This window comes from Paenibacillus sp. N3/727 (assembly GCF_022637315.1).
Classification (GTDB): domain Bacteria; phylum Bacillota; class Bacilli; order Paenibacillales; family Paenibacillaceae; genus Paenibacillus_AQ; species Paenibacillus_AQ uliginis.
The window spans coordinates 190495-214607 of record NZ_CP093336.1; the positions used below are offsets into that span (position 1 = coordinate 190495).

The window sequence follows — 24113 nt, forward strand, 5'->3', positions numbered from 1 at the left end:
TTATATTTCCCCGTTTGCTAACCAAGGAAGAAAACCATCAAGGAAACGCTCCGTCGCTGGCATAAAGTAAGAACCAAAATGATAGTCAGGGTCTAGTGTTGTAACAATCCAAGTACCACGCGTGCTTACTTTATCTACATACAGAACTGCACCGCCATCTTCTGTTATGATGAGCTTTTGTGTACCTTCTATTGGCCAAAAAACGCCATGCTGATGCCAAGTTGCATCCGATAAAGTAATGTAGTTAAAGAGGTCATATTCAGATGAAGTCAAGACAAGACCGCTATTTGCTCCTTTTTCTAACCACCACCAGAAATTCGTTTCTCGATCTTCCCACTTTTGGCTCGGTATCCACTCCCAAGGTTGCGGACCGAATGCAACCACAATGCCCCCTCGCTGTGCAAAATCATTCATTTTCTCCTTGGATTCAAGAAGTAATTTTTCGTTCAATTGAGATGGGACAATCAATACATCATAACTTTCTAAAGAGGTATTTAAAAATTCAGGAAAGTAAATGAGTTCTTGAATGTATTGTCGATACTTAGGTTCGTTGAAAGTACGATGATGTGGCGCATTCCCACTATAAATTACAGCAATTTTTCTCATTGTTTTCCTCCCGAATTTTGTATTGCTTCGTATTCATCATGAATCCATTGAAGAAGTTGTGTACTAATACGATCTGTTGATTTATTTTGCATACGGTAGGCAAAAAGGTCTCGACCCGCATGTACTAAAATGGTTCCTTTGGTTGAATGTCGATCAATATAGGTTACCGGCATATCGTCAGGAAGTGTAAGCAATACTTCGGCTTTGGCTGGAACAGGTAAATGAGTACCGCGAGCGAAAAAACCTGCGACACCTTTGTTATAAGTCATATCATCTGATTTAACGTCTTTAAAAATGGGATGTGGTGCAGCAACAGAAATCTCATAATCTGCGTAAGAATTTATTGTTTTTGGCGTGAAAATTGAACAGCCAGGCAGCCACTCTTTAAACAAATGTCCAGAGAAAATAACAATTTTACCCTCGTCTAAAAACGAAGAAATCTTCCCCTTATGCTTGAACATATATTCTTGATCAATAAAGTCATGGACGATCATACATTTGAATCGTTCTAGATCTAACGTAGCAAAGTCATACTGATCATGTTGGGTAAAGTTCTCTACCAAGAACCGACTTGTACGATTCTGTAGACCAAATGCATGTCCTGGATCTAGCCATAAAATTTCTTTATTTTGAGCCACAAAAAAGGCCTCCTATCGATAATTAATGCAAAATTTCGTAATAACAATTCAAGGAATGACAGTGCCTCTTAATCTCTAATTTAAGAATTAAAGATTGACCAAATAAACTCGTTAAGTTACATTATACAAATGAGTATGATAATCATTATCAATTAAAACACTAACATAACGAGGAGAAAAAATGAAGAGAAACTTAATTTTACCTGTTACTGCGTGCATGCTTTTATTAGCCGGATGCGGCAGTACAGAGACATCTGTGAGTAAAGAACTCGAACCTACGCAAGAAACAAAGCTAATTGTCGACGAATTAAACCGAAAGGTAGAGATCCCCGCAAAAATTGATCGTGTAGTTATGGGGGGGATACTTCCATACTTCTCTACATGGTATATTGCGACCAATTCAACGGATGAAATTGCAGGGATGCACCCGAATTCATATAACGCAGCATCGCATTCGATTCTAAAAGATATTTCTCCAACCATTCTAGATGCAAAAACGAATTTTATTGAAAATGGTGAAGTCAACGTCGAGGAACTGTTATCACTAAATCCTCAAGTGTATTTTGAAATTGCTAACCAAGAAAAGACTGTAAAGAAACTTGAAGAGACCGGTATAACGACCGTTGCTTTGGATACAACAACGACCTCTTTGAACCCGCTCGATACTATAAATCGTTGGTTGAATCTAACCGGTGACATTACAGGTACGACCGAAAGACCAGCAGAAATTATTAAAGAAGGCGAAGCAAATCAAGCCATGATCAACGAAACTCTTGCAGGAGTAAAAGAAGAAGATAAACCTCGTGTCATGTTTCTGCAATATCATAGTAACGGGGAAATTTCGGTACCAGGAGTTAATATGCATGGGAATCGGTGGCTAAATTCTACCGGGGGCATTGATGTCGCTGCGGATGAGATTAATGGAATTAAAGCGGTCAATATGGAACAAATCTATGAATGGAATCCAGACATCATTTACATTACTAATTTCACAGAGACGCAACCAGAAGATTTATATAACAATATTTTTGAAGGACAAGACTGGAGTCAAATAAAAGCAGTACAAGATAAAAAAGTGTACAAAATGCCGCTTGGCATCTATCGTTGGTATCCACCAAGTGGAGATGCTCCTCTGATGCTGAAATGGATGGCACAGAAAAATTATCCGAAACTATTTACTTACGACATGAGTGAGGAAATTAAGGATTATTATAAGCGTTTCTATAATTATGAATTAACGGACGAGCAAGTTCATGAGATCTTAAATCCTCCATCAGAGGCCGCAAAATACTAACTTGAAGGTGGCTTTCAATTGAAATCAAGGTTTATAAAAATATTACTTTGGACTCTGCCACTTATCTGTGGACTTATGTCCATTGGAATCGGTCGTTATCATGTGGATTTTATCGTACAGATTAAAATACTGTTATCACAAATCATTCCTATGGAAACGACGTGGACCCATATGGAAGAAACGGTTGTTATGAATGTCCGGCTCCCACGTATTTTACTTGCCATGCTCATCGGCGGTGGTCTATCCATTGCTGGTGCTGCTTTCCAAGGGATGTTTGCGAATCCTTTAGTTAGTCCTGACATTTTAGGTGTTTCTGCAGGAGCCGGGTTCGGTGCTTCTATTGGCATACTGCTCTTTGGTAATGGCGTGACCATGCAAATTTTCTCATTGGTCATGGGGATGTTAGCTATAGGATTTGCATTCCTGATCAGTGGTTTCAAACGAGAGATGCCTATTTTTATGCTGGTGTTAGCAGGGGTCGTGACAAGCGCCTTGTTCCAGGCTCTAATTTCACTAGTGAAATTTCTTGCCGATCCCGAAGAAAAGCTTCCCTCCATTACTTATTGGCTTATGGGTAGCCTAGGAACAGCAAGCTATTCCGATTTATGGATTGGTGGTCCACTGATCTTAACGGGGATCATTATTCTATATGTATTACGTTGGCGTTTAAATATTTTATCGCTGTCTGATGAAGAAGCAACATCGCTCGGAGTATCGGTAACGAAGATGAAATGGCTCATTATTTTAGGGGCAACGTTAATTACGTCCGCTGCTGTAGCAATAGCCGGCATTATAGGCTGGGTAGGTTTAATTATTCCACACATTGCCCGAATGATTGTAGGTAGTAATAATCAATATGTACTGCCTGCATCGATCTCCATTGGTGCGATATATTTATTACTTATTGATAACTTAGCTCGAAGTTTAACAGCGGCAGAAATCCCATTATCTATCTTAACGGCAATTGTCGGGGCACCCTTCTTTGCATATTTATTACGAAGAACAGGAGGAGGCTGGAGTTGATTTTACAAATAAAAGATGGCAACTATTTTTATAAAAAATCAAAACATAACAAAGAGCAAGCGTATTTATACCGTAACGATATCAACTTTGAACTCCAGTCTGGAGAAATCATGTCCATTCTGGGCCCTAACGGTGCAGGGAAGACAACAATGCTAAAGTGTATCATGGGTCTGCTCAGATGGGAGAAAGGTGAGACCTTATTAAATGGGAAGCCCCTCTCGATCTGTAGTAAAAAAGAAGTATGGCAAACGATTGGTTATGTACCACAGGCATCGAAAATGACATTTGGCTATTCTATTTTAGATTTAGTAACGATGGGAAGAGTATCGTTAATTCATGCTTATGCTCAACCGTCTGGAGCCGATAGACAAGCCGCACTAGATGCACTGGACATGGTAGGTATTCAACATCTAGCAGAACAATCATGTACAGCGGTTAGTGGTGGAGAGCTGCAACTTGCATTAATTGCTCGTACATTGGTATCCGAACCTAAAATTTTAGTATTGGATGAGCCTGAATCACATCTAGACATTAATAAGCAAAAAATCATATTACAAACGATTAAAAAGCTTGTAAAAGAACGTGAATTAGCTTGTGTAATCAATACTCATTACGCGAATCATGCATTTTACTTTGGGGATAAGGTGCTTCTGGTCGCCAAAGAGCAACCTGTTATTACAGGCTCAGTATCTGAGTTGATGACCGAAGACAATATTTTAAACTACTTCAATATCGAAGTTAAAAGGGTGCATCATAAGGTTGATCGATATGAGTACGAAACTATTATCCCGAAATATTTTGGTGTAGAAGTCTGAATTAGAATTCGTGGGCAAGACCCTATTCTATAGACATTGATAAAAAACCTAAGCTATAAGCTGCTTCCGGTACGCTACCGGAGGTAGCTTATTTAGTTTCCGTTGCGACCTACCGATCTTGATACATACATGTCAGTAAAGGAACTCTAACTTAAGGCATAGAATTGTTTATTAATCAATGAGTTGAGAAACGAGAGAAGATGGAATAATAGCGAAGAGCACATCGTATCTAATCCAAAATAAGCGGGGGGGTCGAAGTATGTCCATGCAGGTGAAGATGCTATCGGAACAGGCTTACGAAGTATCGGGTTTAAGCATTCGGGACATACAGCGTCAAAAGTTTTGTGTGTTTAACCTAGAGGCCACCGGCATTCAGGCGGAGACAGAGCGGATTATTCAGATCGGGGCGGTCCGTATGGACAGCAGCGGAGTGAATTCAGAAGAGACATTCAGTACGTACATCAAACCTGCCAAGCCGATTCCAGAAGAGATCGAGACTTTAACCGGCATTTACAATGGTGATGTCGAGAATGCACCGAGGCTGGAAGAGGTATACGGACAATTTCTGGATTTTGCTGAAGGCTGTATTCTTGTAACCCATGCGGGCTACGAGTTTGATCTGCCACTCCTTCAAAGGGAGTGCTCACGTCAAAGCCTGGCTGTGCCGACTAACCCGTGTATCGACACCAAGGCATTGTTCACGTACCTTCATCCGGAAGTGGAAGATATTATTTCTACGGATTTCCTACTGAATTATTACGGATTAGATAGCAAGGGGATGCAAAGACATGATGCATTGGGAGAGAGGCTGCTGATTGGACAGATTTTTCTGGAAATGTTAAGAGAGCTTGAGTCCAGAAAAATAGAACACCTTCAATTCAGCAATCCCGTCTTTGTCAAAATATTTAGACTCCCGCCATTAGCCAATCGGCCGGAATCTAGCACATATCAAAGCTGTTTCCCTGCCCTCACCGGGCAGCAGCGCTCCTTGTTTCTGAGCATCATCGTCCTGTTTCTACTTACGGCATCATTAACCGGGCTGGTCGATATGTTAACATTCCGGCTGAGGTGGAATGGGCATCTTTCGGGTAATGGAAATCCTGCCATGCTGGTGGTGTTTCTCCTTATTCCACTATACATAGCTCTCCTTTATCTGACAGGCATGACATTCAGAAACTTCTTCTATGAAAAAATGAAAGACGGATGGTATTCCAGTGGAATCATAACCTTCCTGATTGTAATGGCTGGGGTTCTTGGTTTTTTTGCTTATGGATATTATCGTTATATTTTTAAGGGGCTGGGGGGAGGTGCTGAAAACCTGGATTCGGCGCTCTTCCGCTGGGGATATTGGAACCAGTACACAAATACCGCTTATATTAACATTCTCACATATAGCTTAGGCCTGGTCTGCTCGATGATTGCAGGTTATGTGGCGGCATGGTTCAATCAAATAAAACAGGTATAAACAAATCCTTTTAAACTCATATTATCAGTAAACTTTTTAAAAGGAGGCTTAAACTTAACATGCAAATCATTGAAGTCATGACCAGACAAGTACAGACCTGCCTAACGAGTGACCCCGTAGAGAAGGCAGCGAAAATCATGGAACAGGGCAATGTCGGTGCAGTACCGATTGTTGATCAGGCAGGTCGGCTGACTGGGATTATGACAGACCGCGATATCGTGCTTCGTGGTGTGGCTAAGAACAAGGATTTAAGAATGACGACATGCGAAGAGCTGATGACAGGCGAGGTCAAATGCTGCGAGCCACACACGGAAATTCATGAGGCAGCAAATATGCTGGCACAGCATCAGATCAGACGTCTGCCTGTAGTGGACAACCAAGGACGCTTAGTCGGTATTTGTGCGATTGGCGATCTTGCTGTACGGGATATTTACATTAATGAATCAGGCGAAGCCTTGAGCCAGATTTCCAAGGGATCGGGAATGATTCAATAACATAGGGGTAACGTGAAAAACCCGCATGGCTCTTCCTAATTAAAGGTGAAGGCCATACGGGTTTTTTGTGATTTCGCGCTCCCCTTTGGTTAGCGGGTTAGCCTCGCGCTCGTACTGAAGCTAAATTAATAACCTGAACATGCTGCCAAATCAATTCGAAATACAGGGGGCTTTACGGATATATTGGGTGTCCAGCACCTGATCAATGAGAAAAGCCGCAATATCCCCATTCGTCATTTTTGTTCCGGGCATATCCGTTAATTTACCCTTGATGTCCCCTGTTTCAGGACCATCTACCACAAACGGTAATCGTATAAGTGTCCAGTCTCGATCACTATTTAGAAGAAGGTTCAGTTCCTTCTTTTTATCAATCATCATCTTGGAAAAAAAGAGCTCGAACAGCTTCTCACCAATTTTGTTGATCAACCTCTTGCTGTCACCGGGTACGTGAAGTGACCCTCCCGTAACACCTATGTATCTATTTACCCCATACTCACTCATGATCGTAAGGATGTTGTTCGTTACACTGCTGTATATCGGTTGTTCTTTAACCGGCTGTCCCAGCGTATTAATTACAGCTTCACAATCTTTAAGCAGCAGCCGGATGGAATCAGTGCTCTGAGCATCCCCTTGTATGATTTCTATTCCAGGATCATTAATTTTAAATTTGTCCGGGTTTCTGGCCAGCATGACGACTCGATAACCGCTTTGTACTGCTTTCATTGCCACATGGCGTCCTACTTTTCCTGTGCCCCCGATGATAGCAATTGTTTTGGTATTATCCATTCCACTTCCCCCAATCTTGATGAGTATATAGTTGTTACGTTACTTATTGACCGTCGTTCCAGATTTTTCAATATCGCCGTTAATCAATATCGATTGGTACGAGATAAGGCCCTGGGCGTCCCAACTTCCACTATTTGCTGCAATCGACGAGTTTTTTCATCACTCTAATAGGCGAATTTGCTCCATATAACGGAACGTGAGTCCGTTTCACATGTGGTCAACGGTCGACTGCCACGCCGGCATAGCAACGCCGCACCGTGCGTGCTACAAAAATCCCCCGCGTCCTCATGATGGACACGGGGGATTCTATTTCACGGGCACGCTTTCACTTGCCCACACGTTTAAATCCAGCCTTTTTCCTCCGCTAAGGCAATAGCCTCAATGCGGTTCTTGGCTTCCAGCTTATTCAGAACTTCAGACATATAGTTACGCACGGTTCCGTATGACAGGTGCAGGATGGAGGCGATTTCGCCGGAGCTGTTGCCCGCTGCTGCCAGCCGCAGGATTTCGCGTTCTCGTTCGGTCAGCGGATTAACTTCACGCACCGTACCGAAGACCAGCTCCGGAGACACCTCGCGGCGTCCTTCCATGACGTGGCGGATGGCCTCTGCCAGGCGTTCGCTTGGCTCGTCCTTTAGCAGGTAGCCTTGGACACCAGCCTGAACGGCGCGCTCGAAGTAACCGGGCCGGGCAAAAGTCGTCAGAATAATGATCCTGCAAGGCAGTCGCAGCCGCTGTAGTTCCTCGGCAACCTCAAGTCCGCTCTTTATCGGCATCTCGATGTCGAGCAGGCAGACGTCCGGCTTCAACTCGGCAATTAAAGCAATTGCCTCCTTGCCATCCCCGGCTTGACCGACAACCTGAATATCCTCTTCAAAATCGAGCAGCAGCGCTAATGCGCCGCGCAGCATACGCTGGTCCTCTGCAATAAACACCCGGATGCTCAACCGGCTTCACACTCCTTCCGGTTCTTAATGACGATTGGGACCTGTACTGTAAGGAGGGTACCCTCCTCTGAAATGATTTTCATTGTACCGCCAATTAGGGCAAGACGTTCAGACATTCCCTTTAGTCCATTTTTCTCCCTTGTTGCTTGACCGTCGGTGCCGGGTGGAACTCCAATTCCGTTATCCTTTACCAACAGCATCCATTCACTCTCAGACTGGCCGAAGCTAAGATGACAGCGGGAAGCCCCGCTGTGCTTCACCACATTGGTGACCGCTTCCCGCAAGCACAGGCTCAGAATGTTGTGTGCTGTGTCTGGAATGCCTTCATATCTCGGATTGCCCTCGTGTGTAAGCTCAATATCTGCGCTTTGCAAAATAATCCGGGCTTCTTTCAGCTCTTCTGTAAGGGTTGCGGTCCGCATATCGGACACCAACTCACGCACCTGACGAAGTGCAGCACGAGAGGTGTTTTGAATTTCCCGTGCTTCAAGCCGGGCCTGCTCTGCATTAACATCTACGAGCTTTTCCACCAGCTGACTCTTCAACGTGATCAGGGACAGGGTATGCCCGAGTGTATCGTGTAAATCCCTTGCGATCCGCATCCTTTCCTCACCTTTAATGAGGTTATGGATTTGTTCATTGGCCTGTGCGAGTTCCTGCTCCAGCTTCTGTCTGCGGTTCATGGATCGGATCCCGAAAGGAGACAGCATCATGATGACCATAAAGGGTATGGTGTACAGAAGGCCTGGATTCCATATCTGATTCAGATGATAGATAAGCGGAATGGTCTCGACCAGAACGAACAGTATAAAGGCCGTCCTGAATTTTTGATGGTCTGAATACCACCCGATAAAATTAGCCGTGAAAAACCCCATAAATAAGTAGTTGCCTTCATACACCATGCAGAAGATAAAAATAATGAGCATTTGAAGTAGCAGCCAATTAAAGAAGGAGGGTTTCCCCTCTGCGAAATAAAGCTGCCGATATGTGACAAGAAACAGGCCGACCATCATATACCCGATGTAAAGCTTCCAGCCTGTTTCAAAGGAAACCAGTTGATAAATTGGCAAGCTTAAATAAACGAGCCATAAATAAGGGAAAAATCCCAATCGATGCGGGAATATTTGGAACTTACCAGGTTTCATTCACCATCATCCTTACGCAGCTTGCTGTTTTTTTCGGATATAGGTGGATATTACCATAAAGAGAACTAAATATCCTGCTAAAAGTACAACAGATTTGAGTTCCGGCATGTTTCCGCGGATAATCTCCCATCCCCCGCTTGCAAAATGATATGATGGCAGCCATTTTCCAACGGCTTGAAGGAAGTTAGGCAGAATCTCCATCGGCATCCACATGCCTCCCGTAATAGCCAGTGCCAAATAGATACCATTGCTTACACCACTGGCAGTCTCTACGCGCTTCATTGCTCCAACCAACGTGCCGATCGCAAGAAACGGGATGGAGGCAAGCATGATCCACAGGCCGCTTGTAATCCACTGCCAAGCTGGCATTTGAATACCGTTAATCAGATAACCAGCAATAAAGATAACAATAATCGATAGCAAATGCATCACGGACTGGCCGAACATTTTGCCGAAGAAATATACGCCTCCTGGGAGAGGTGTCACTCTCATGTAGACAGACCAGCCGAGCGTATGCTCTTGCACGAGGCGGATGCCCATCGACATGATGGCAGACCCCATTACACTGAAGGTGGTCATTGAGATCAAGTAATGAGCCTGCCACAATCCTGCATCTGGCGCTCCGGTATTTACGACTCGGGTGAAGATGAAATAGAACAATATCGGCATGGCCAGCGACCAGAATATAAAATACGGGTTACGCGCAATGCGCAGCAGTTCCATTTTGCATTGAAGTACAATAAGACGTCCTGTCATCGTTATACAGCCTCCTCTTGTCTTTGGGTCAGCTGGTCAAACGCTTCATCCAGACTGCCCTCATCGATTCTTATATCACGGACAGCCATTTCTTCGCGTAAAATAACAGCCAATATCTGATCTGTATTCTCTACTACCACATGCATCTTGGCGTCTTGTTCATACACATCCGTAACGCCTGGAAGTTTATAGAGCCGTTCCTTGATGAGTTGCGGATCTGTTTCCACGACAAAAGATATCGAACGCCGCGTCAGCTTCGCTTTAATCTCCTCTGGTTTGCCATCAGCGGCGATCGTTCCGTTATTGAACAGAATGATCCGGTCAGCCATATCGTCAGCTTCCTGCAGATAGTGAGTAGTGAACAGGATGGTCTTGCCCTGATCAGCGAGTTCACGGACGGTTCGCCAGAATAAACGCCGCGAAGTGGTGTCCAGCCCCACAGTAGGTTCATCAAAAAACAGCAAGTCTGGATTTCCGGCCAGCGCCAGGGCGAAGCTTAGTTTCCGTTTCTGTCCGCCAGACATTTTGGTCGCGCGCTTGTTCAGCTCTTCATCTGTCAGACCGGACAGTTTCTTTAGCTCGGACATTTCCATCGGATGGGGGTAATAGCCCCGAATGAGCGCAATGATCTCGCGTGCTTTCAGGCTGTCCATAACACTGACCTCTTGAAGCATGGCACCGATTTTTTCTTTAACCTGCCGATCCTTCGGGCTTCTGCCGAACAACCGGATTTCTCCCTCGGTTGGGTCGATCAAACCGAGCATCATCGAGATAGTTGTCGACTTGCCAGCTCCGTTGGGACCCAAGATTGCTGTGATGGAGCCTTTCTCGATCGTGAATGAAATGTTGTTGACCGCTTTTTTGGCACCGTATGATTTTGTGATTTGCACAAGCTCCACAATGGGCTCGTGATGTTGTTGTTTAACCATGTTCCGCACCTCCGCTTTATTTCCTTGGTTCTATCTTATAGGGAGCGAGATTGGTCGGTTAGTAAAGATTGTCATGACTTAGAGATGACAATTGTCATTTTTAGCATAAAGTGGTGCCTTATTGCACAAAATAAGGACGCCGCAGTGTACAAATAGGGTTTGACGTTTACACCATATTAGATGGTGTAATTAACTTATAAATATTCATATATGTCCGGTATATCCAGTGATCGGAGGAAAGATCCACATTCGTAGTGATGTAGGGCTGAAGATCTCTAGTTCAACTTATTTACGGAGTAACCAAGGAAGGAGCAGACAGGTGAAAAAAGTGTGGTGGAAAGAAAGTGTAGTGTACCAGATATACCCGATCAGCTTTAAAGATTCGGACGGCGACGGTGTTGGGGACCTCCGCGGCGTCATTTCCAAGCTGGACTATCTGCAGTATCTTGGCGTGAATGTGATCTGGCTTTGTCCGATCTACAAGTCTCCAGGTCATGACAACGGTTATGATATCAGTGATTATTGTGCCATTGAAAGCCGTTACGGAACGATGGAGGATTTTGATGAGCTGCTAGAGGAAGCGCACAAACGCGGACTGAAGATTATGATGGATCTCGTGCTGAATCATACATCGGACGAGCATCCGTGGTTTCTTGAATCACGTTCCTCTAAGGATAATCCGAAGCGAGATTATTATATTTGGCGCAAAGGCAAGGACGGACAATATCCAAACAATTGGGAATCGTATTTCAGCGGCTCGGTGTGGGAATTTGATCAGAAGACCGATGAGTTTTTTATGCACCTGTACGCCAAGCAGCAGCCTGACCTGAACTGGGAGAACGAAGCGATGGTGAACGATCTGTACAAAATGATCCGCTGGTGGCTTGCCAAAGGCGTTGACGGCTTCCGGTTCGATGCGATTGCTCATATTGTAAAGGAGATAGGGTTGCCTGATGCGGATAACCCGGACAACCTACCCGTCGTACGGGCATATCATTATTTCTCCAACCTGGAGCAGGTGCATACGATGCTCAAGAAGCTAAACGAGGAAGTTCTGTTTGAATTCGACATCATGACGGTTGGCGAGACTTCGGGCCTTGGGCCTGAGGAGGCGCTCGATTATGTCGGCGAGAACCGCAATGAGCTCAATATGGTGTTTCAGTTCGAGCATATGTTTCTAGATGCCGCTTCCGAAGGTACGGGGAAGTGGGAAATCCGTTCATGGACGCTGATGGAACTCAAAAAGATAATGAGCAGATGGCAGACTGTTTTGCATCGAAAAGGGTGGAACGCGAACTATTTGAGCAACCATGATCAGCCAAGGCCGGTATCCCGGTTCGGCAATGATGGAGAATACCGAGTACAGTCGGCTAAAATGCTGGCCACGTTTATTCACATGCTGCAGGGAACTCCTTATATTTATCAAGGTGAAGAGATCGGCATGACCAACGTGGTATTCGATTCTATCGAGGATTACCGGGATGTAGAGACGCTGAACTACTACGAGCAATCCAGGCTCCGGGGCCAGCCAGAGGAAGTTACGATGAAGGCCATACACAAGAAGAGTCGGGACAACGCGCGTACGCCAATGCAGTGGGATGATACTCCGCATGCCGGGTTTACAGAGGGAGAGCCTTGGATCAAGCTGAACAAGAACCATCAGGACATTAACGTGAAGCAGGCGCTGGCAGACCCGGACTCTATTTTTCATTATTATCGCAAATTGATTGCGATCCGAAAGCAGTGCCAAGCGATCGTATATGGTGATTACAAGCTGCTGCTGCCTCTGGATACGGAGATTTATGCATTTGTGCGGTCCGTTGAGAATGAGAAGCTGCTTGTGATATTGAACTTTTTTGATAAGACACCTCTATTTGATTGGCCGGAAGATCTCAAGACAGACGATAAGAAACTAATGATCTCAAACTATGAAACACGCCAAGGAGAAGATGTGTATCATTTGACTTTAAGGCCTTACGAGGCGAGGGTATATTTGATCGAGGGCGATTGCGTGAAACCTTGAGCGAAAGATAGCAGAGCATAATTGTCATCAAATCCACATAGGTGTACATGCGTATTAACAGGACCTGAAGACTAGGACATCAGCATTCAAGGGTATGGACCACGGTGGACAAGCCAGGGGAACAACCTGCGAATCCTAACGGAATCGGACCGCACAAGCTCCCTGCGAAGCTCGTTTTAGATTGTAGTGATTTTTCGTGCTGTCACATTTTGGGCCGAGCTGTTCGTTGTATAGAGTGAAAGGGGGAGACGGCTTGAATGATACGGAGTTAAGTCAGATCATTGCAGATGTGTTGGATGGTTTGATGACCCGCGCACTCCCGACGCCGTCTTGACAGGAAAAGTAATGAGAATATTACATGCTAAGCCAAAAGAAAAGGAGAGGTTTTTTGTGAAATATAAAGTTGCTTTGACTGCGTTTGTAGGGATGATGTTAATGGCCTCCACAGGTTATGCGGCAGTTCAATATCATTCTTTGACGAATAAGGATGGCGAAGTCGTATATGAGACTAAATCGACGAAAGATTACGGAAAGACAGAATCGAAAGATGAGATAGAGCGTTACAAGGCATTTTATGAACTTAAGGATAAGGTGCTAAAGAACGGGGAAGCTGGGCTGTTCTATATGGTTGCCAATAACCCGAATCATGAAACAATTCTTGGAACGAAGGTGACTATCTTCCAAGATCTTTCTCAATTGCGCGATAAGATTACGGATAAATCCATTAAGATCGCAGACAAAGTCAATGGAAATTATACATTCCAAAAGGCGGACGTAATCTTTAAAAATGCTCAGGAAGTGAATCCTCCTTCTTCGGAAGAAAAAAAGAAAATGGCAGAAAAGCTGAGAAAGCAGGCGGAAGAATCCAATCAGGGATATGCCATGATGCCGGTTGAAATGACAGATCAGTTTTTCCTTCTCTTTGCTACGTATCAAAATGGCGAAGATAAAATCGGGGTTGATATCACTAATCTGAGTGGAAAGAGCGATCCTACAATGTATATTGACGAGAACGTTGAATTTAAGCAGGAGAAGGTTCAAGTGAAGGGAGTAGAAATGCTGCATACAGAATTTGCTCCTTCGCAGAGGCACGAGCTGAAATGGGTATACGAGAGCTCAGACAAAAAGGTAAAATACGCCTATACTTTACGTGGAGACATAAATAAAGTAAGCAAAGAAACTTTGATGAAAATTGCCGAAGGCTATTTGGAATAATAAATATTAAAACAACGGGAATCTTCTCCAAAGCTAATTGGGGTTGATTCCCGTTTTTCCTTTTGGCAGGGACCGGCTACATGCTTTATGGTGACCCGGTTCAGGCGGGGGGCCCGCCAAATTATTTCGGATCAAATCGCAAGAATCGTTAAACAGCTTCGTTTCCCTGAGGGGAGCGAGGCTGTTTCCTCTCGAAAAATAGTACATATTTCTTTATTGTTAGATGAACAAAATTGTTAGATGAACAAAAAACGGTGGACTTCACACCAACAGATGGCAAAAATGCTAGCTGATTGCTGTTATTTAGCGCAGTGGAACAGCGGTAAGCAGAAGCGCACTGTTACTGTGTTTATAAGGCTTTTTAGCCATTGTCCTGGGGCGTTTTATCCCCTTGCCTTCTCTTGACCGAAAGGGTGCCTTCAATTATAGTGGGTACAGTAGGAGCAATCTATTATAGAAGGAAAAAGGTGGCTTGTAACATGTCTGAGAACATCTACGTAGGTGTCGATTTAGGCGGAACATCGATTAAAGTCGGAATATGCAATGAAGAGGGTCAACTGCTGCAGACGTATGAGGGACCAACGGAAACGTCTAAGGGCGTTGACACCGTGATCGGCAATATTGAGAAGTATGTACGTCATATTGTGGAGCAATCCCCATACAGCTGGGACCAGCTTGTAGGCGTTGGAGCGGGCGTTGCGGGCTTTACGAACATCCGTGAAGGAATCATTATTCTGGCACCTAACGTAGGATTTAAAGATGTGCCAATTCGTGCGCTGCTTGAAGAGCGCCTTGGCAAGCCAGTCAAAATAGATAACGACGCAAACGTAGCAGCTCTGGGTGAAGCTTGGAGCGGTGCGGGACGCGGGGTCGATAACTGTGTCTGCTATACACTCGGTACAGGCGTTGGCGGTGGCATTATCGTGAACGGGAAAATTTATCAAGGCTTCGGCGGCATGGCTGGTGAACTGGGTCATATTACCGTTGTACCTGATCTGGAAGCTATTCAGTGCGGCTGCAGCAAAATGGGATGCCTTGAGACGGTTTCCTCGGCAACAGGCATTATCCGCATGGCGAAAGACGCTGTAGAGCGCGGGGACCGCACTTCTCTGGCACTTGTTAACAACATTGCGGCCAAGGAAGTGTTCGATGCGGCGAAAGCTGGAGATGAAGTGGCTCTGCGTATCGTAAACCGTGCCGCTTATTACCTCGGTAAATCCATGGCATCGGTCTCAGCTGTACTTAATCCAGAAGTGTTCATTATTGGCGGTGGCGTCTCTAAGGCAGGCGAAATTCTGTTTAGTGAAGTTCGTGCCGTGTTTAACAAGTTGACACCGGAACCATTGCAGCGCGGCGTTCGCATTGTTGCGGCAGAGTTGGGTAATGATGCTGGAGTTGTCGGTGCAGCCGGTCTTCACTTGCGTTCATAACAAGCGTAAACGGCTTCGCCGTCTTTGACAGGCAAAGCTTACGTTTCGCGAAGAAATATAAGCCAAGTATACAATATGAAATTTATACTTTTTATATTTTAAGCATATCAACCCAAATGGCTGAGACTTAAACTTATAAGGGAGGGGAAGCTGATGCTGGAAGCAGCGGATCGCAGCACTACAACATCAATGGCCACCCTGATCATCATTACTGGTATGTCGGGAGCCGGAAAGACATTGGCGGTGCAAAGCCTGGAGGACCTCGGGTTCTTCTGTGTCGACAACCTGCCGCCTGTGCTCATTCCTAAATTTGCTGAGCTGATTGAACAATCGAAGGGTAAGATCGGAAAGGTAGCGCTGGTCATCGACCTGCGCGGCCGTGAATTTTTTACCGCATTGTCGGAATCATTGAACTTCATTAAGGATCATTTCACAATTCATTGCGAAATTCTGTTCCTAGATGCAACGGATTCAGTACTCGTCCAGCGCTACAAGGAGAGTCGGCGGCGTCATCCGCTGGCTCCTGAAGGTATGCCGCTCGACGGAATACGTCTGGAACGCAAAATGCTGGATGAGCTGAAAAATTCGGCAACGCAGGTCATTGATACGAGCAATATGAAGCCGGCTAAATTGAAAGAAAAAATCATCTCCCGTTTTACCCATTTGGAAACCAATACTCTGTCGGTCAATATAACATCTTTCGGATTTAAATACGGAATACCGATTGATGCCGACCTGGTATTCGACGTCCGTTTTTTGCCCAATCCCCATTATGTGGAAAATCTGCGTCCCAATACAGGCCAAAACAGCGATGTGTATGAGTATGTGATGAAATGGCCAGAAACGCAGGCTTTTCTAACGAAGCTGCTGGATATGCTTCATTTTCTTATTCCGCAATATCGGAAAGAAGGAAAGAGCCAGGTTATTATCGGTATCGGCTGTACAGGCGGTAAGCATCGCTCCGTTGCGATTGCAGAATATCTCGGCAAGATGCTTGGCGCCAGTGAAACAGAATCGGTATCGGTCAGCCACCGTGATTCTGATCGGGATCGGCACTAATAGAGGGAAGTGATAAACGTGGCTGAACAAGCTGGAAAGCGCCCTCGCATTGTCGTGATGGGTGGAGGAACAGGGCTATCCGTCATGCTGCGCGGCCTGAAGGAGAAGCCCCTGGACATTACGGCGATTGTAACTGTTGCAGACGACGGTGGTAGTTCCGGGATTTTGCGAAGTGAACTGCAAATGCCTCCTCCAGGAGATATTCGAAATGTAGTGACGGCGCTCGCAGATGTCGAGCCGCTGTTATCCGATATATTGAAGTACCGCTTCAGCACCGGCTCGGGACTGGCGGGGCACAGCCTCGGCAATTTAATTCTGGCTGCCATGACGGATATACACGGTGATTTTGTCACGGCGGTCAAGGAGATGAGCCGGGTTTTTGTTGTTCGCGGACAGGTGCTGCCTGCCGCGGGTGAGGCGGTTATTCTGCATGCTGAAATGGAGGATGGATCCATCGTCACGGGCGAATCCAAAATTCCGGAAGCCGGGGGTCGTATCAAACGGATTTCCCTCGAACCGGAAAATGTGGAACCGCTGCCTGAAGCGTTGGAGGCCATTCAGCAGGCGGATGCCATATTGATCGGGCCGGGCAGTTTGTACACTAGTATATTGCCCAATCTCCTCGTGCCTAAGCTATCGGATGCTATAGTTGCTTCTGATGCGATCAAGATTTTTGTATGTAATGTAATGACACAACCTGGTGAGACTGATAATTATACGGTCGGCGATCATTTGCAGGCCGTATATGACCATATCGGTCTTCACTTGTTTGATTATGTTATTGTGAACGATGGTGAAATCCCGCCGCAAGTACAGGACAAATACGCCGAGAAGGGCGCGAAGCCTGTTCAGCTTGACCGGGATGAAGTAACCAGCCGCGGTTATAAGCTGATCGCAGATAAGCTGGTGTTGTTTCGTACGTACTTACGGCATGATGCCGACAAGCTGAGCAATCATATTTTCCAATTGGTGCAAGATTGGATGTTACGAAAGAGGTGAGACCCTTGTCCTTTGCGGCACAAACGAAGAAAGAGCTAACCATGGTCGAAAGTCAGAACTGTTGTGAAAAAGCCGAACTGTCCGCGCTAATCCGTATGAACGGATCAGTTCAGGTTTCGAGCAAAAAAATTGTGCTGGATATTTCGACGGAAAATGCCGCGATCGCAAGGCGCATTTATTCCTTAATTAAAAAGCATTTCCAAGCGCATACGGAACTTTTAGTGCGTAAAAAAATGCGTTTGAAGAAGAATAATGTTTATATCGTCCGCATTCCCGCCCGGGTGCAGGAAATTTTGAAGGAGCTTCGGATTGTCTCCGAAGGTTTTCTATTCCTGCCCCGGATTGATGAGGAAATCGTACGTAAAAACTGCTGCAAACGGGCTTATCTGCGCGGTGCCTTTATGGCTGGGGGATCCGTTAACAATCCAGAGGGCTCGTCATATCATCTAGAAATATCCTCCATGTATGAGGAGCACTGCAAGGCGCTGGTGGATCTTGCGAATGAATTTCATCTAAATGCCCGCTGTATTGAGCGTAAGAAGGGATTTATTTTCTACATTAAGGAAGGCGAGAAGATTATCGAGTTCCTCAACCTGATCGGCGCTCATCAGGCTTTGTTCAAATTCGAGGATGTCCGCATTATGCGCGACATGCGAAACTCCGTCAATCGGATTGTGAATTGCGAAACCGCCAACCTTAACAAAACGATTGGAGCCGCAGTGCGGCAGATCGAGAACATCAAGCTGTTGCAGAGGGAAATGGGCCTAGACCAGCTGCCGGACAAGCTCCGTGAAGTGGCTGAAATCCGTCTTGCCCATCCCGATTTGAACTTGAAGGAAGTCGGCGAGATGCTGAAGGGGACTGTCAGCAAGTCAGGGGTTAATCACCGCCTTCGTAAAATCGATGAACTGGCTGAAAAACTCCGGAATAGTTAAGATTTTTTATTCTAGTGTCCTATGTGGTAAAATGGTATAATATTATGAAATAGCATCGATTTCCAATGTTTTGAGATTTGATAATAGGGGGTAAATTTTCCATGACAAAGCACCCGGTAGTCGTTCGGTTAAAAACGGGTCTTCATGCCAGACCGGCCGCACTGTTCGTTCAAGAAGCGAATAAATACTCATCTGAAATTTTCGTGGAAAAGGATGATAAAAAAGTGAACGCAAAAAGTATCATGGGAATTATGAGCCTTGCCATAAGTTCCGGTACTGAAGTTCACATTAGCGCAGAAGGCGCGGACGCTGAGCAAGCAGTTACCTCTTTAGTGAGTTTGGTCAGCAAAGAGGAATTGGAGAACCAATAAAATTCTATACGGACGTATAGAAGGAGCCTTGGAAACAAGGCTTTTTTTATGCGTTTTTTTATTTTCGGAAAGTGCAACAATTACCAATTACAGACCGTTAGAAAGTTAAGGCAAGCTAATAGCACTGCCAAATTAAAGGAGGTCGAAGGAAATGAAGGTATGGGCTAAACGTTTGGGGTCGGTCATGATCGCGGGTGCATTACTTACAGGCGGTTCTGTATGGACTGGAGCTTTGGGAGCAGGGGAAGTACATGCGGCGGAATCGGTACAACAGAACCGGATTACGGTGCTTGGTAAGGGTGAAATTTCGGTGAAGCCGGATATTGTATATCTGTCCATCGGCGTAGAGTCTTTCGCAGAAACAGCAAAGTCGGCACAGAAAAACAACGCTCAAAAAATGGCTAAAATTACCGAATTACTGAAAAATACCTGGAAAATCGATGACAAGGATATCAAAACTGAACAATTCTATGTTCAGCCGAATTACTCTTATAGCGAAAAAGAAGGACGTAAAGTGCAAAATTACAGCGCCCATCATTCGCTTGAGGTTACTCTTCGTGATCTGAGCAAGGTTGGTGAAATTCTTGATGCAGCAGCGGAGGCCGGAGCGAATAACATTGGCAACGCGCGTTTTACGATTGAGAACCGTGAAACATTTGAGACGCAAGTGATTGAGAAAGCGATGGCGAATGCGGACCTTAAGGCACAAGCCATTGCCAAGGCTTCCAAGCGGCAGCTCGGGGTTGTTGTGAGTGTAGTTCAGGATGAAGCTGCGAACCGTGATGTGTTCAGCTTTGGCAACATGGAAATGAAAGCGGAAAGTGCTCCCATGGCTGACGCAGGTACATCTGTGAAACCGGGAGAAATCAAACTCATTACACAGTTGTATGTTCAGTATGAAATGAAGTAATATACACCAGTGAAAGACGTATGAAAGTCTAAATCGTCCAAACCGCAGCTTTTGCGGAATTGGGCGGTTTTTATTTTTTCAAATGACAGAATCTAGACGGGACAAGGCCTCTCCCTGTCGAATTACACAGAAAAGTGTTGTGTATGGGGTCAAAACAAGGTATAGTGAATATGCAAAAAACTGAACATAAATCTGTCGATAAGCCATACCAATGGATATGGCTTTTTTTTCTTAATTTATAGGAAAGACTATAACCATTAACCGTAAGGGGATGATGCATATGATTGAACTTGTCCAGGTAGAAAAACAATTTCAAGGACAAGCGGTCGTGCATCCGCTGTCGCTCTCCATTAAGGAAGGGGAATTCCTGACTTTGCTGGGCCCCAGCGGCTGCGGCAAGACGACAATCCTCCGTATGATTGCAGGATTCGAACAGCCGACGGAAGGGGAAGTGTGGCTCGCCGGGCAGAACGTGACCGATACACCGGCGAACAAGCGAGATTTGAATCTCGTGTTTCAACATTATGCCTTATTCCCGCACATGACCGTAGAAGACAATATAGCTTTTGGTTTGAAAATGAAAAAAATACCGCGTGCACAGATTAAGGAACGCGTAGCGGAAGCCGTGACAATGACGCAGCTTACCCCGCTAGTGGACCGTTATCCGCACCAGCTTTCCGGTGGACAGCAGCAACGTGTTGCCATTGCCAGAGCAATTGCAAACAAGCCGAAGGTGCTGTTGCTGGATGAGCCGCTTGGTGCGCTAGATTTGCAGCTTCGCAAAAACTTGCAGTCGGAACTGAAACATCTGCAGCGTTCACTCGGGATTACGTTTGTTTATGTAACGCATGATCAAGAAGAAGCGATGATGTTATCTGACCGGATCGTGATTATGAACAACGGGAAGGTCGAGCAGATCGGAACGCCGCGTGAAATTTACGCTAGACCGCAGACTCTATTCGCTGCAACCTTTGTTGGAGAGAACAACATCTTCTCTTCGCCCGAAGGGCTTTTTGCCGTGCGTCCCGAAAAAATCTTTCCGCAGCGCGGACCGGGCGCCAAGAAGACAGGTATCATCGAGGATGTTCAGTACCTTGGCAATGTGCATAAGCTGATGGTACAGCTCGAGAACGAACCCATGAGGGTTACGATCGCGCTTGATTTCACAGATGATGAGCCTTGGGAAGTCGGTGAAAAAATCGGACTGAACTGGGATGCGAGAGATGAGGTGGGCATCGGGTCATGAGAAAATCGAAATTCCTCCTGACTCCCGTCCTGCTGTGGCTCTCTTTGTTTCTTATCATTCCGATGCTTATCGTAGTGGGGATCTCGTTTCTACAGCGTGATGCGCTGGGTAACATTGTCTTTTCCTTCAGTCTGGAAGGATACAAGACGTTTTTTGATCCACTTTACCTAGGAATCTACTGGGACACGATTGTCCTGTCGGTGCTGACCACACTGATTTGCCTGATCGTCAGCTATCCGCTGGCCTATTATATAGCCAACGCCTCCTCGCGTATCCAGACGTGGGGTCTGATCCTTATTACTGTACCGTTCTGGATCAATTTTTTGATTCGTACGTATGCCTGGGTGCTGCTGCTTCGGACACAGGGAGTTGTTAACACCTTTCTTATGAATCTGGGATGGATCGATGAACCTTTACAGATGCTGTATACCAAAGGTGCTGTATTGCTGGGGATGGTATACAACTTTATTCCGTTTATGGTGCTGCCGATTTATGTGGCGCTGGAGCAAATGGACAAACGTCTTCTTGATGCGGCGAGTGACTTGGGTGCCTCCCGCTGGAAATCGTTCCGTCATATAACATTGCCTCAGAGCAAATCCGGTATTATGACGGGTTCGATTCTAGTTTATGTATCAACGACGGGTATGTTTGTCGTTACGGATATTTTGGGTGGCGCAAAGTCAGCCATGATCAGCAACATTATACAGGCACAATTTCTCGGGGCCCGAAACTGGCCCTTCGGGGCTGCGTTGTCGGTTATTTTCGTGATTACCTCGTTGGTGCTGATTATGCTGTTTAACCGGGCGATGCAAGCCCGCCACCAACGTGTGAAGGAGGGGAGAGCATGAAGAAACGAAGTCACCCTCTGCTTGGATTTCACTCGTTCCTAATGATGGCGTTCATCTATGTGCCAATCATTATGATCATCATCTTTTCCTTTAACGATACGCGACTCAGTGGTAACTGGGAAGGCTTTACGTTTGATTGGTACGTATCTCTGTTCAGCAATAGACACGTCATGGAAGCTCTTATGAACAGCTTAACGGTCGCCGTCGTTTCAACGATTATATCTACGGTTCTTGGTACGCTCGCGGCTTTATCTCTTCGCAATCTGGGGAAGAGGGGCCGCAGCGGCATGAACGGACTTCTGTACCTGCCGGTTATCATACCGGATATCATTATGGGTCTGTCATTGCTCGTGTTGTTCACACAGCTGAACATACCTTCAGGTAAGGCAACCATCATTATTGCTCATATTACATTCAGTCTGTCTTATGTATATGTAGTGGTAACGGCTCGTCTGGCCAATATGGGCAAGCAGCTGGAGGAAGCGGCACTAGATCTGGGAGCTACCCGTTGGCAGACGTTTCGTCATGTTACCCTGCCGCAGATTTCTCCGGGGATTATCGCCGGGGCTTTGATTGCGTTCACGTTGTCGCTCGATGATTTTATGGTTAGCTTCTTTGTGGCCGGACCGAGCTCGACTACGCTCCCGATTTATATTTACGCTCAGGTGAAGCGGGGTATTTCCCCGGAAATCAACGCGCTCTGTACACTGCTGATTCTGGTGAGTGTAACTTTGATCCTGCTTGCGCAATATGTCCTTAATCGGGGTAAGGGTCAGAAAAAACACAAGACATTGCCGATCTAAGCGGAAGTACCGCTTTTCGGATAAATTCAATATAATGTATGGCGGAAAGAGAGGAGATAGTGAATTGAAAAAATCGAGATGGACCCGTCTGCTGCTGGCAGGCATGCTCGCTGTGGTGTCGATTACATCCTTGGCGGCTTGTGGCTCTGAAAAGGAAACCTTGCACATCTACAGCTGGGCTGACAACTTTGACCCAGAGGTGTTGAAGGATTTTGAGAAGGAATTCGACGTCAAGATAACGTACGACAATTACGCGAACAATGAGGACCTGCTGGCGAAGATCAGAGCAGGCGGTGGCGGATATGACTTGATCCAGCCTTCGGATTACATGGTGAAGACCATGATCAACTTGGATCTGCTGGAGCCGCTTGATAAGAATAATATCCCGAACATGGAGAATATTGCGGACACATTTAAGGATCCAGAGTTTGATCCGGGCAATAAATATTCCATCGTATATATGACCGGTGTGACGGGAATCGCATATAACAAAAAGTACGTCAAAGAGGAAATTAAGAGCTGGAATGATCTGTGGAACCCGGCTTATAAAGGAAAGGTGCTGCTGCTTGACGACAACCGTGAAATGATCGGTATGGCTCTCAAGAAGCAGGGCAAATCCAACAGTACTACGGATGAAGCTGAGATTGCAGCAGCTGTGGATGATCTGAAGACATTGCTACCGAGCGTGCTTGCTTTTGACACGGACAACATTAAGCAAAAAATGATTCAAGAGGAAGGCTGGATTGCAACCGTATGGTCCGGTGATGCTTCCTTTATCGCGAAAGAGAACCCGGATGTGGGTTATATTGTACCTGAAGAGGGTGGAACGATCTTCTCCGATAACTACGCCATTCCAAAAGGCGCTAAAAATAAGGAACTGGCTGAGAAGTTTATGAACTATATGCTGGATCCGAAAGTTAGTGCGAAAAACTACGAATTCATCGGTTACAGTAATCCGAACGCTAAAGCCATGGAATTCCATAGTGAGGAATACCGGAGTGACAAGATGATTAATCTGACAGAAGATGAGCTTAAACGAACTGAATGGCTCAGCGATGTCGGAGAGTCCCTGCAAATTTATGACCGTTTCTGGACGGAACTGAAGAGCGGGAGATAAGCCAATATTCTCTGCAAGATCCTTTGTAGAATCAAAAAAATCCTTGCCCTCATTCTCATTAGGGCAGGGATTTTTTTCGTGAAAGTTACGACAATAAATAACAAAATCCTTACATTTCTTTGAGTCTTCATCAAAGATAATCCTTTCCTATTTTACTAAGAGTAACAGAAACATGGGATGTTGAATATTTGGTTCAAATGATGTGTATGTGATGTTCATTCATTACAATTTGTTTGGATTTGCTAATTGTTGGCATCAA

At 45.5% G+C, this 24113-nt stretch carries 24 protein-coding genes; 17 read left to right on the forward strand and 7 right to left on the reverse strand.

The window, feature by feature from the left end:
• Positions 1-606 (reverse strand): hypothetical protein, encoded by a 606-nt coding sequence (locus tag MNQ98_RS00990; RefSeq protein ID WP_241931495.1) that lies wholly within the window; start codon positions 604-606, stop codon positions 1-3.
• Complete coding sequence (locus MNQ98_RS00995; RefSeq protein WP_241931496.1) at positions 603-1244, reverse strand: phosphate starvation-inducible protein PhoH; 642 nt, start codon at positions 1242-1244, stop codon at positions 603-605. The genes MNQ98_RS00990 and MNQ98_RS00995 overlap by 4 nt, the downstream gene beginning before the upstream one ends.
• Positions 1245-1425: 181 nt before the next feature.
• Between MNQ98_RS00995 and MNQ98_RS01000 the strand changes: the two genes are divergently transcribed.
• The 5 genes from MNQ98_RS01000 to MNQ98_RS01020 all read left to right on the forward strand — a co-directional run bounded on the left by MNQ98_RS01000 (position 1426) and on the right by MNQ98_RS01020 (position 6335).
• Positions 1426-2538, forward strand: a complete 1113-nt coding sequence (locus MNQ98_RS01000; protein WP_241931497.1) for an ABC transporter substrate-binding protein — start codon at positions 1426-1428, stop codon at positions 2536-2538.
• Between the two features lie 18 nt (positions 2539-2556).
• Positions 2557-3561 (forward strand): FecCD family ABC transporter permease, encoded by a 1005-nt coding sequence (locus MNQ98_RS01005; RefSeq protein WP_208916509.1) that lies wholly within the window; start codon positions 2557-2559, stop codon positions 3559-3561.
• The gene (locus tag MNQ98_RS01010; RefSeq protein ID WP_241931498.1) at positions 3558-4376 is read left to right on the forward strand and encodes an ABC transporter ATP-binding protein; all 819 of its coding nucleotides are present in this window, start codon (positions 3558-3560) and stop codon (positions 4374-4376) included. Before MNQ98_RS01005 ends, MNQ98_RS01010 begins: the two co-directional genes overlap by 4 nt.
• A gap of 259 nt (positions 4377-4635) precedes the next feature.
• Positions 4636-5841 carry a 3'-5' exonuclease gene (locus tag MNQ98_RS01015; RefSeq protein ID WP_241931499.1) on the forward strand — a complete coding sequence of 402 codons (1206 nt, stop codon included), beginning with the start codon at positions 4636-4638 and terminating at the stop codon, positions 5839-5841.
• 59 nt (positions 5842-5900) lie between these two features.
• Positions 5901-6335, forward strand: coding sequence for a CBS domain-containing protein (locus MNQ98_RS01020; protein ID WP_241931500.1), 435 nt, complete (start codon positions 5901-5903; stop codon positions 6333-6335).
• Between the two features lie 150 nt (positions 6336-6485).
• Here MNQ98_RS01020 and MNQ98_RS01025 read toward each other — a convergent pair whose 3' ends face one another.
• The 5 genes from MNQ98_RS01025 to MNQ98_RS01045 all read right to left on the reverse strand — a co-directional run bounded on the left by MNQ98_RS01025 (position 6486) and on the right by MNQ98_RS01045 (position 10898).
• A complete protein-coding gene (locus MNQ98_RS01025; RefSeq protein ID WP_241931501.1) occupies positions 6486-7121 on the reverse strand; it encodes an NAD(P)-dependent oxidoreductase in 636 nt (211 codons plus the stop codon).
• A 341-nt stretch (positions 7122-7462) separates the two neighbouring features.
• Entirely contained in the window at positions 7463-8032 is a 570-nt protein-coding gene (locus MNQ98_RS01030) for a response regulator (RefSeq protein ID WP_241933810.1), read from the reverse strand.
• Positions 8033-8064: 32 nt separating this feature from the next.
• A complete protein-coding gene (locus tag MNQ98_RS01035; protein ID WP_241931502.1) occupies positions 8065-9213 on the reverse strand; it encodes a sensor histidine kinase in 1149 nt (382 codons plus the stop codon).
• 12 nt (positions 9214-9225) lie between these two features.
• Positions 9226-9969 carry an ABC transporter permease gene (locus tag MNQ98_RS01040; RefSeq protein WP_241931503.1) on the reverse strand — a complete coding sequence of 248 codons (744 nt, stop codon included), beginning with the start codon at positions 9967-9969 and terminating at the stop codon, positions 9226-9228.
• Between the two features lie 2 nt (positions 9970-9971).
• Positions 9972-10898 carry an ABC transporter ATP-binding protein gene (locus MNQ98_RS01045; RefSeq protein WP_241931504.1) on the reverse strand — a complete coding sequence of 309 codons (927 nt, stop codon included), beginning with the start codon at positions 10896-10898 and terminating at the stop codon, positions 9972-9974.
• Positions 10899-11217: 319 nt separating this feature from the next.
• Between MNQ98_RS01045 and MNQ98_RS01050 the strand changes: the two genes are divergently transcribed.
• The 12 genes from MNQ98_RS01050 to MNQ98_RS01105 all read left to right on the forward strand — a co-directional run bounded on the left by MNQ98_RS01050 (position 11218) and on the right by MNQ98_RS01105 (position 23854).
• The gene (locus MNQ98_RS01050; protein WP_241931505.1) at positions 11218-12921 is read left to right on the forward strand and encodes a glycoside hydrolase family 13 protein; all 1704 of its coding nucleotides are present in this window, start codon (positions 11218-11220) and stop codon (positions 12919-12921) included.
• A gap of 390 nt (positions 12922-13311) precedes the next feature.
• Positions 13312-14136: a hypothetical protein gene (locus tag MNQ98_RS01055; RefSeq protein WP_241931506.1), complete on the forward strand. Its 825-nt coding sequence runs from the start codon at positions 13312-13314 to the stop codon at positions 14134-14136.
• A 479-nt stretch (positions 14137-14615) separates the two neighbouring features.
• Positions 14616-15566, forward strand: coding sequence for an ROK family glucokinase (locus MNQ98_RS01060; protein WP_241931507.1), 951 nt, complete (start codon positions 14616-14618; stop codon positions 15564-15566).
• Positions 15567-15719: 153 nt separating this feature from the next.
• The gene (gene rapZ, locus MNQ98_RS01065) at positions 15720-16625 is read left to right on the forward strand and encodes an RNase adapter RapZ (RefSeq protein ID WP_241931508.1); all 906 of its coding nucleotides are present in this window, start codon (positions 15720-15722) and stop codon (positions 16623-16625) included.
• A 57-nt stretch (positions 16626-16682) separates the two neighbouring features.
• Positions 16683-17624, forward strand: coding sequence for a gluconeogenesis factor YvcK family protein (locus MNQ98_RS01070; RefSeq protein ID WP_241933811.1), 942 nt, complete (start codon positions 16683-16685; stop codon positions 17622-17624).
• A 5-nt stretch (positions 17625-17629) separates the two neighbouring features.
• Entirely contained in the window at positions 17630-18559 is a 930-nt protein-coding gene (gene whiA / locus MNQ98_RS01075) for a DNA-binding protein WhiA (RefSeq protein WP_241931509.1), read from the forward strand.
• 101 nt (positions 18560-18660) lie between these two features.
• Positions 18661-18930, forward strand: coding sequence for an HPr family phosphocarrier protein (locus tag MNQ98_RS01080; protein WP_241931510.1), 270 nt, complete (start codon positions 18661-18663; stop codon positions 18928-18930).
• Positions 18931-19081: 151 nt separating this feature from the next.
• On the forward strand, positions 19082-19840 hold the full coding sequence (locus tag MNQ98_RS01085) for an SIMPL domain-containing protein (RefSeq protein ID WP_241931511.1): 759 nt from the start codon (positions 19082-19084) through the stop codon (positions 19838-19840).
• A gap of 274 nt (positions 19841-20114) precedes the next feature.
• Positions 20115-21086, forward strand: coding sequence for an ABC transporter ATP-binding protein (locus MNQ98_RS01090; protein WP_277883746.1), 972 nt, complete (start codon positions 20115-20117; stop codon positions 21084-21086).
• The gene (locus MNQ98_RS01095; protein ID WP_241931513.1) at positions 21083-21934 is read left to right on the forward strand and encodes an ABC transporter permease; all 852 of its coding nucleotides are present in this window, start codon (positions 21083-21085) and stop codon (positions 21932-21934) included. The genes MNQ98_RS01090 and MNQ98_RS01095 overlap by 4 nt, the downstream gene beginning before the upstream one ends.
• The gene (locus MNQ98_RS01100; RefSeq protein WP_241931514.1) at positions 21931-22737 is read left to right on the forward strand and encodes an ABC transporter permease; all 807 of its coding nucleotides are present in this window, start codon (positions 21931-21933) and stop codon (positions 22735-22737) included. The genes MNQ98_RS01095 and MNQ98_RS01100 overlap by 4 nt, the downstream gene beginning before the upstream one ends.
• 64 nt (positions 22738-22801) lie before the next feature.
• Positions 22802-23854, forward strand: a complete 1053-nt coding sequence (locus MNQ98_RS01105) for a polyamine ABC transporter substrate-binding protein (RefSeq protein WP_277883717.1) — start codon at positions 22802-22804, stop codon at positions 23852-23854.
• Positions 23855-24113: the final 259 nt, after the last annotated feature.

What these genes read in the sequence shown, in the direction of transcription:
- MNQ98_RS01020 (WP_241931500.1), top strand. Translation starts at nt 5,901, where the DNA reads ATGCAAATCATTGAAGTCATGACCAGACAAGTACAGACCTGCCTAACG.
- MNQ98_RS01080 (WP_241931510.1), top strand. Translation starts at nt 18,661, where the DNA reads ATGACAAAGCACCCGGTAGTCGTTCGGTTAAAAACGGGTCTTCATGCC.
- MNQ98_RS01085 (WP_241931511.1), top strand. Translation starts at nt 19,082, where the DNA reads ATGAAGGTATGGGCTAAACGTTTGGGGTCGGTCATGATCGCGGGTGCA.
- MNQ98_RS01090 (WP_277883746.1), top strand. Translation starts at nt 20,115, where the DNA reads ATGCATATGATTGAACTTGTCCAGGTAGAAAAACAATTTCAAGGACAA.
- MNQ98_RS01040 (WP_241931503.1), bottom strand. Translation starts at nt 9,969, where the DNA reads ATGACAGGACGTCTTATTGTACTTCAATGCAAAATGGAACTGCTGCGC.
- MNQ98_RS01030 (WP_241933810.1), bottom strand. Translation starts at nt 8,032, where the DNA reads ATGCTGCGCGGCGCATTAGCGCTGCTGCTCGATTTTGAAGAGGATATT.
- MNQ98_RS01035 (WP_241931502.1), bottom strand. Translation starts at nt 9,213, where the DNA reads ATGAAACCTGGTAAGTTCCAAATATTCCCGCATCGATTGGGATTTTTC.
- MNQ98_RS01015 (WP_241931499.1), top strand. Translation starts at nt 4,636, where the DNA reads ATGTCCATGCAGGTGAAGATGCTATCGGAACAGGCTTACGAAGTATCG.
- MNQ98_RS01060 (WP_241931507.1), top strand. Translation starts at nt 14,616, where the DNA reads ATGTCTGAGAACATCTACGTAGGTGTCGATTTAGGCGGAACATCGATT.
- MNQ98_RS00990 (WP_241931495.1), bottom strand. Translation starts at nt 606, where the DNA reads ATGAGAAAAATTGCTGTAATTTATAGTGGGAATGCGCCACATCATCGT.
- MNQ98_RS01025 (WP_241931501.1), bottom strand. Translation starts at nt 7,121, where the DNA reads ATGGATAATACCAAAACAATTGCTATCATCGGGGGCACAGGAAAAGTA.
- MNQ98_RS01000 (WP_241931497.1), top strand. Translation starts at nt 1,426, where the DNA reads ATGAAGAGAAACTTAATTTTACCTGTTACTGCGTGCATGCTTTTATTA.
- MNQ98_RS01070 (WP_241933811.1), top strand. Translation starts at nt 16,683, where the DNA reads ATGGGTGGAGGAACAGGGCTATCCGTCATGCTGCGCGGCCTGAAGGAG.
- MNQ98_RS01100 (WP_241931514.1), top strand. Translation starts at nt 21,931, where the DNA reads ATGAAGAAACGAAGTCACCCTCTGCTTGGATTTCACTCGTTCCTAATG.
- rapZ (WP_241931508.1), top strand. Translation starts at nt 15,720, where the DNA reads ATGCTGGAAGCAGCGGATCGCAGCACTACAACATCAATGGCCACCCTG.
- MNQ98_RS01045 (WP_241931504.1), bottom strand. Translation starts at nt 10,898, where the DNA reads ATGGTTAAACAACAACATCACGAGCCCATTGTGGAGCTTGTGCAAATC.
- MNQ98_RS01095 (WP_241931513.1), top strand. Translation starts at nt 21,083, where the DNA reads ATGAGAAAATCGAAATTCCTCCTGACTCCCGTCCTGCTGTGGCTCTCT.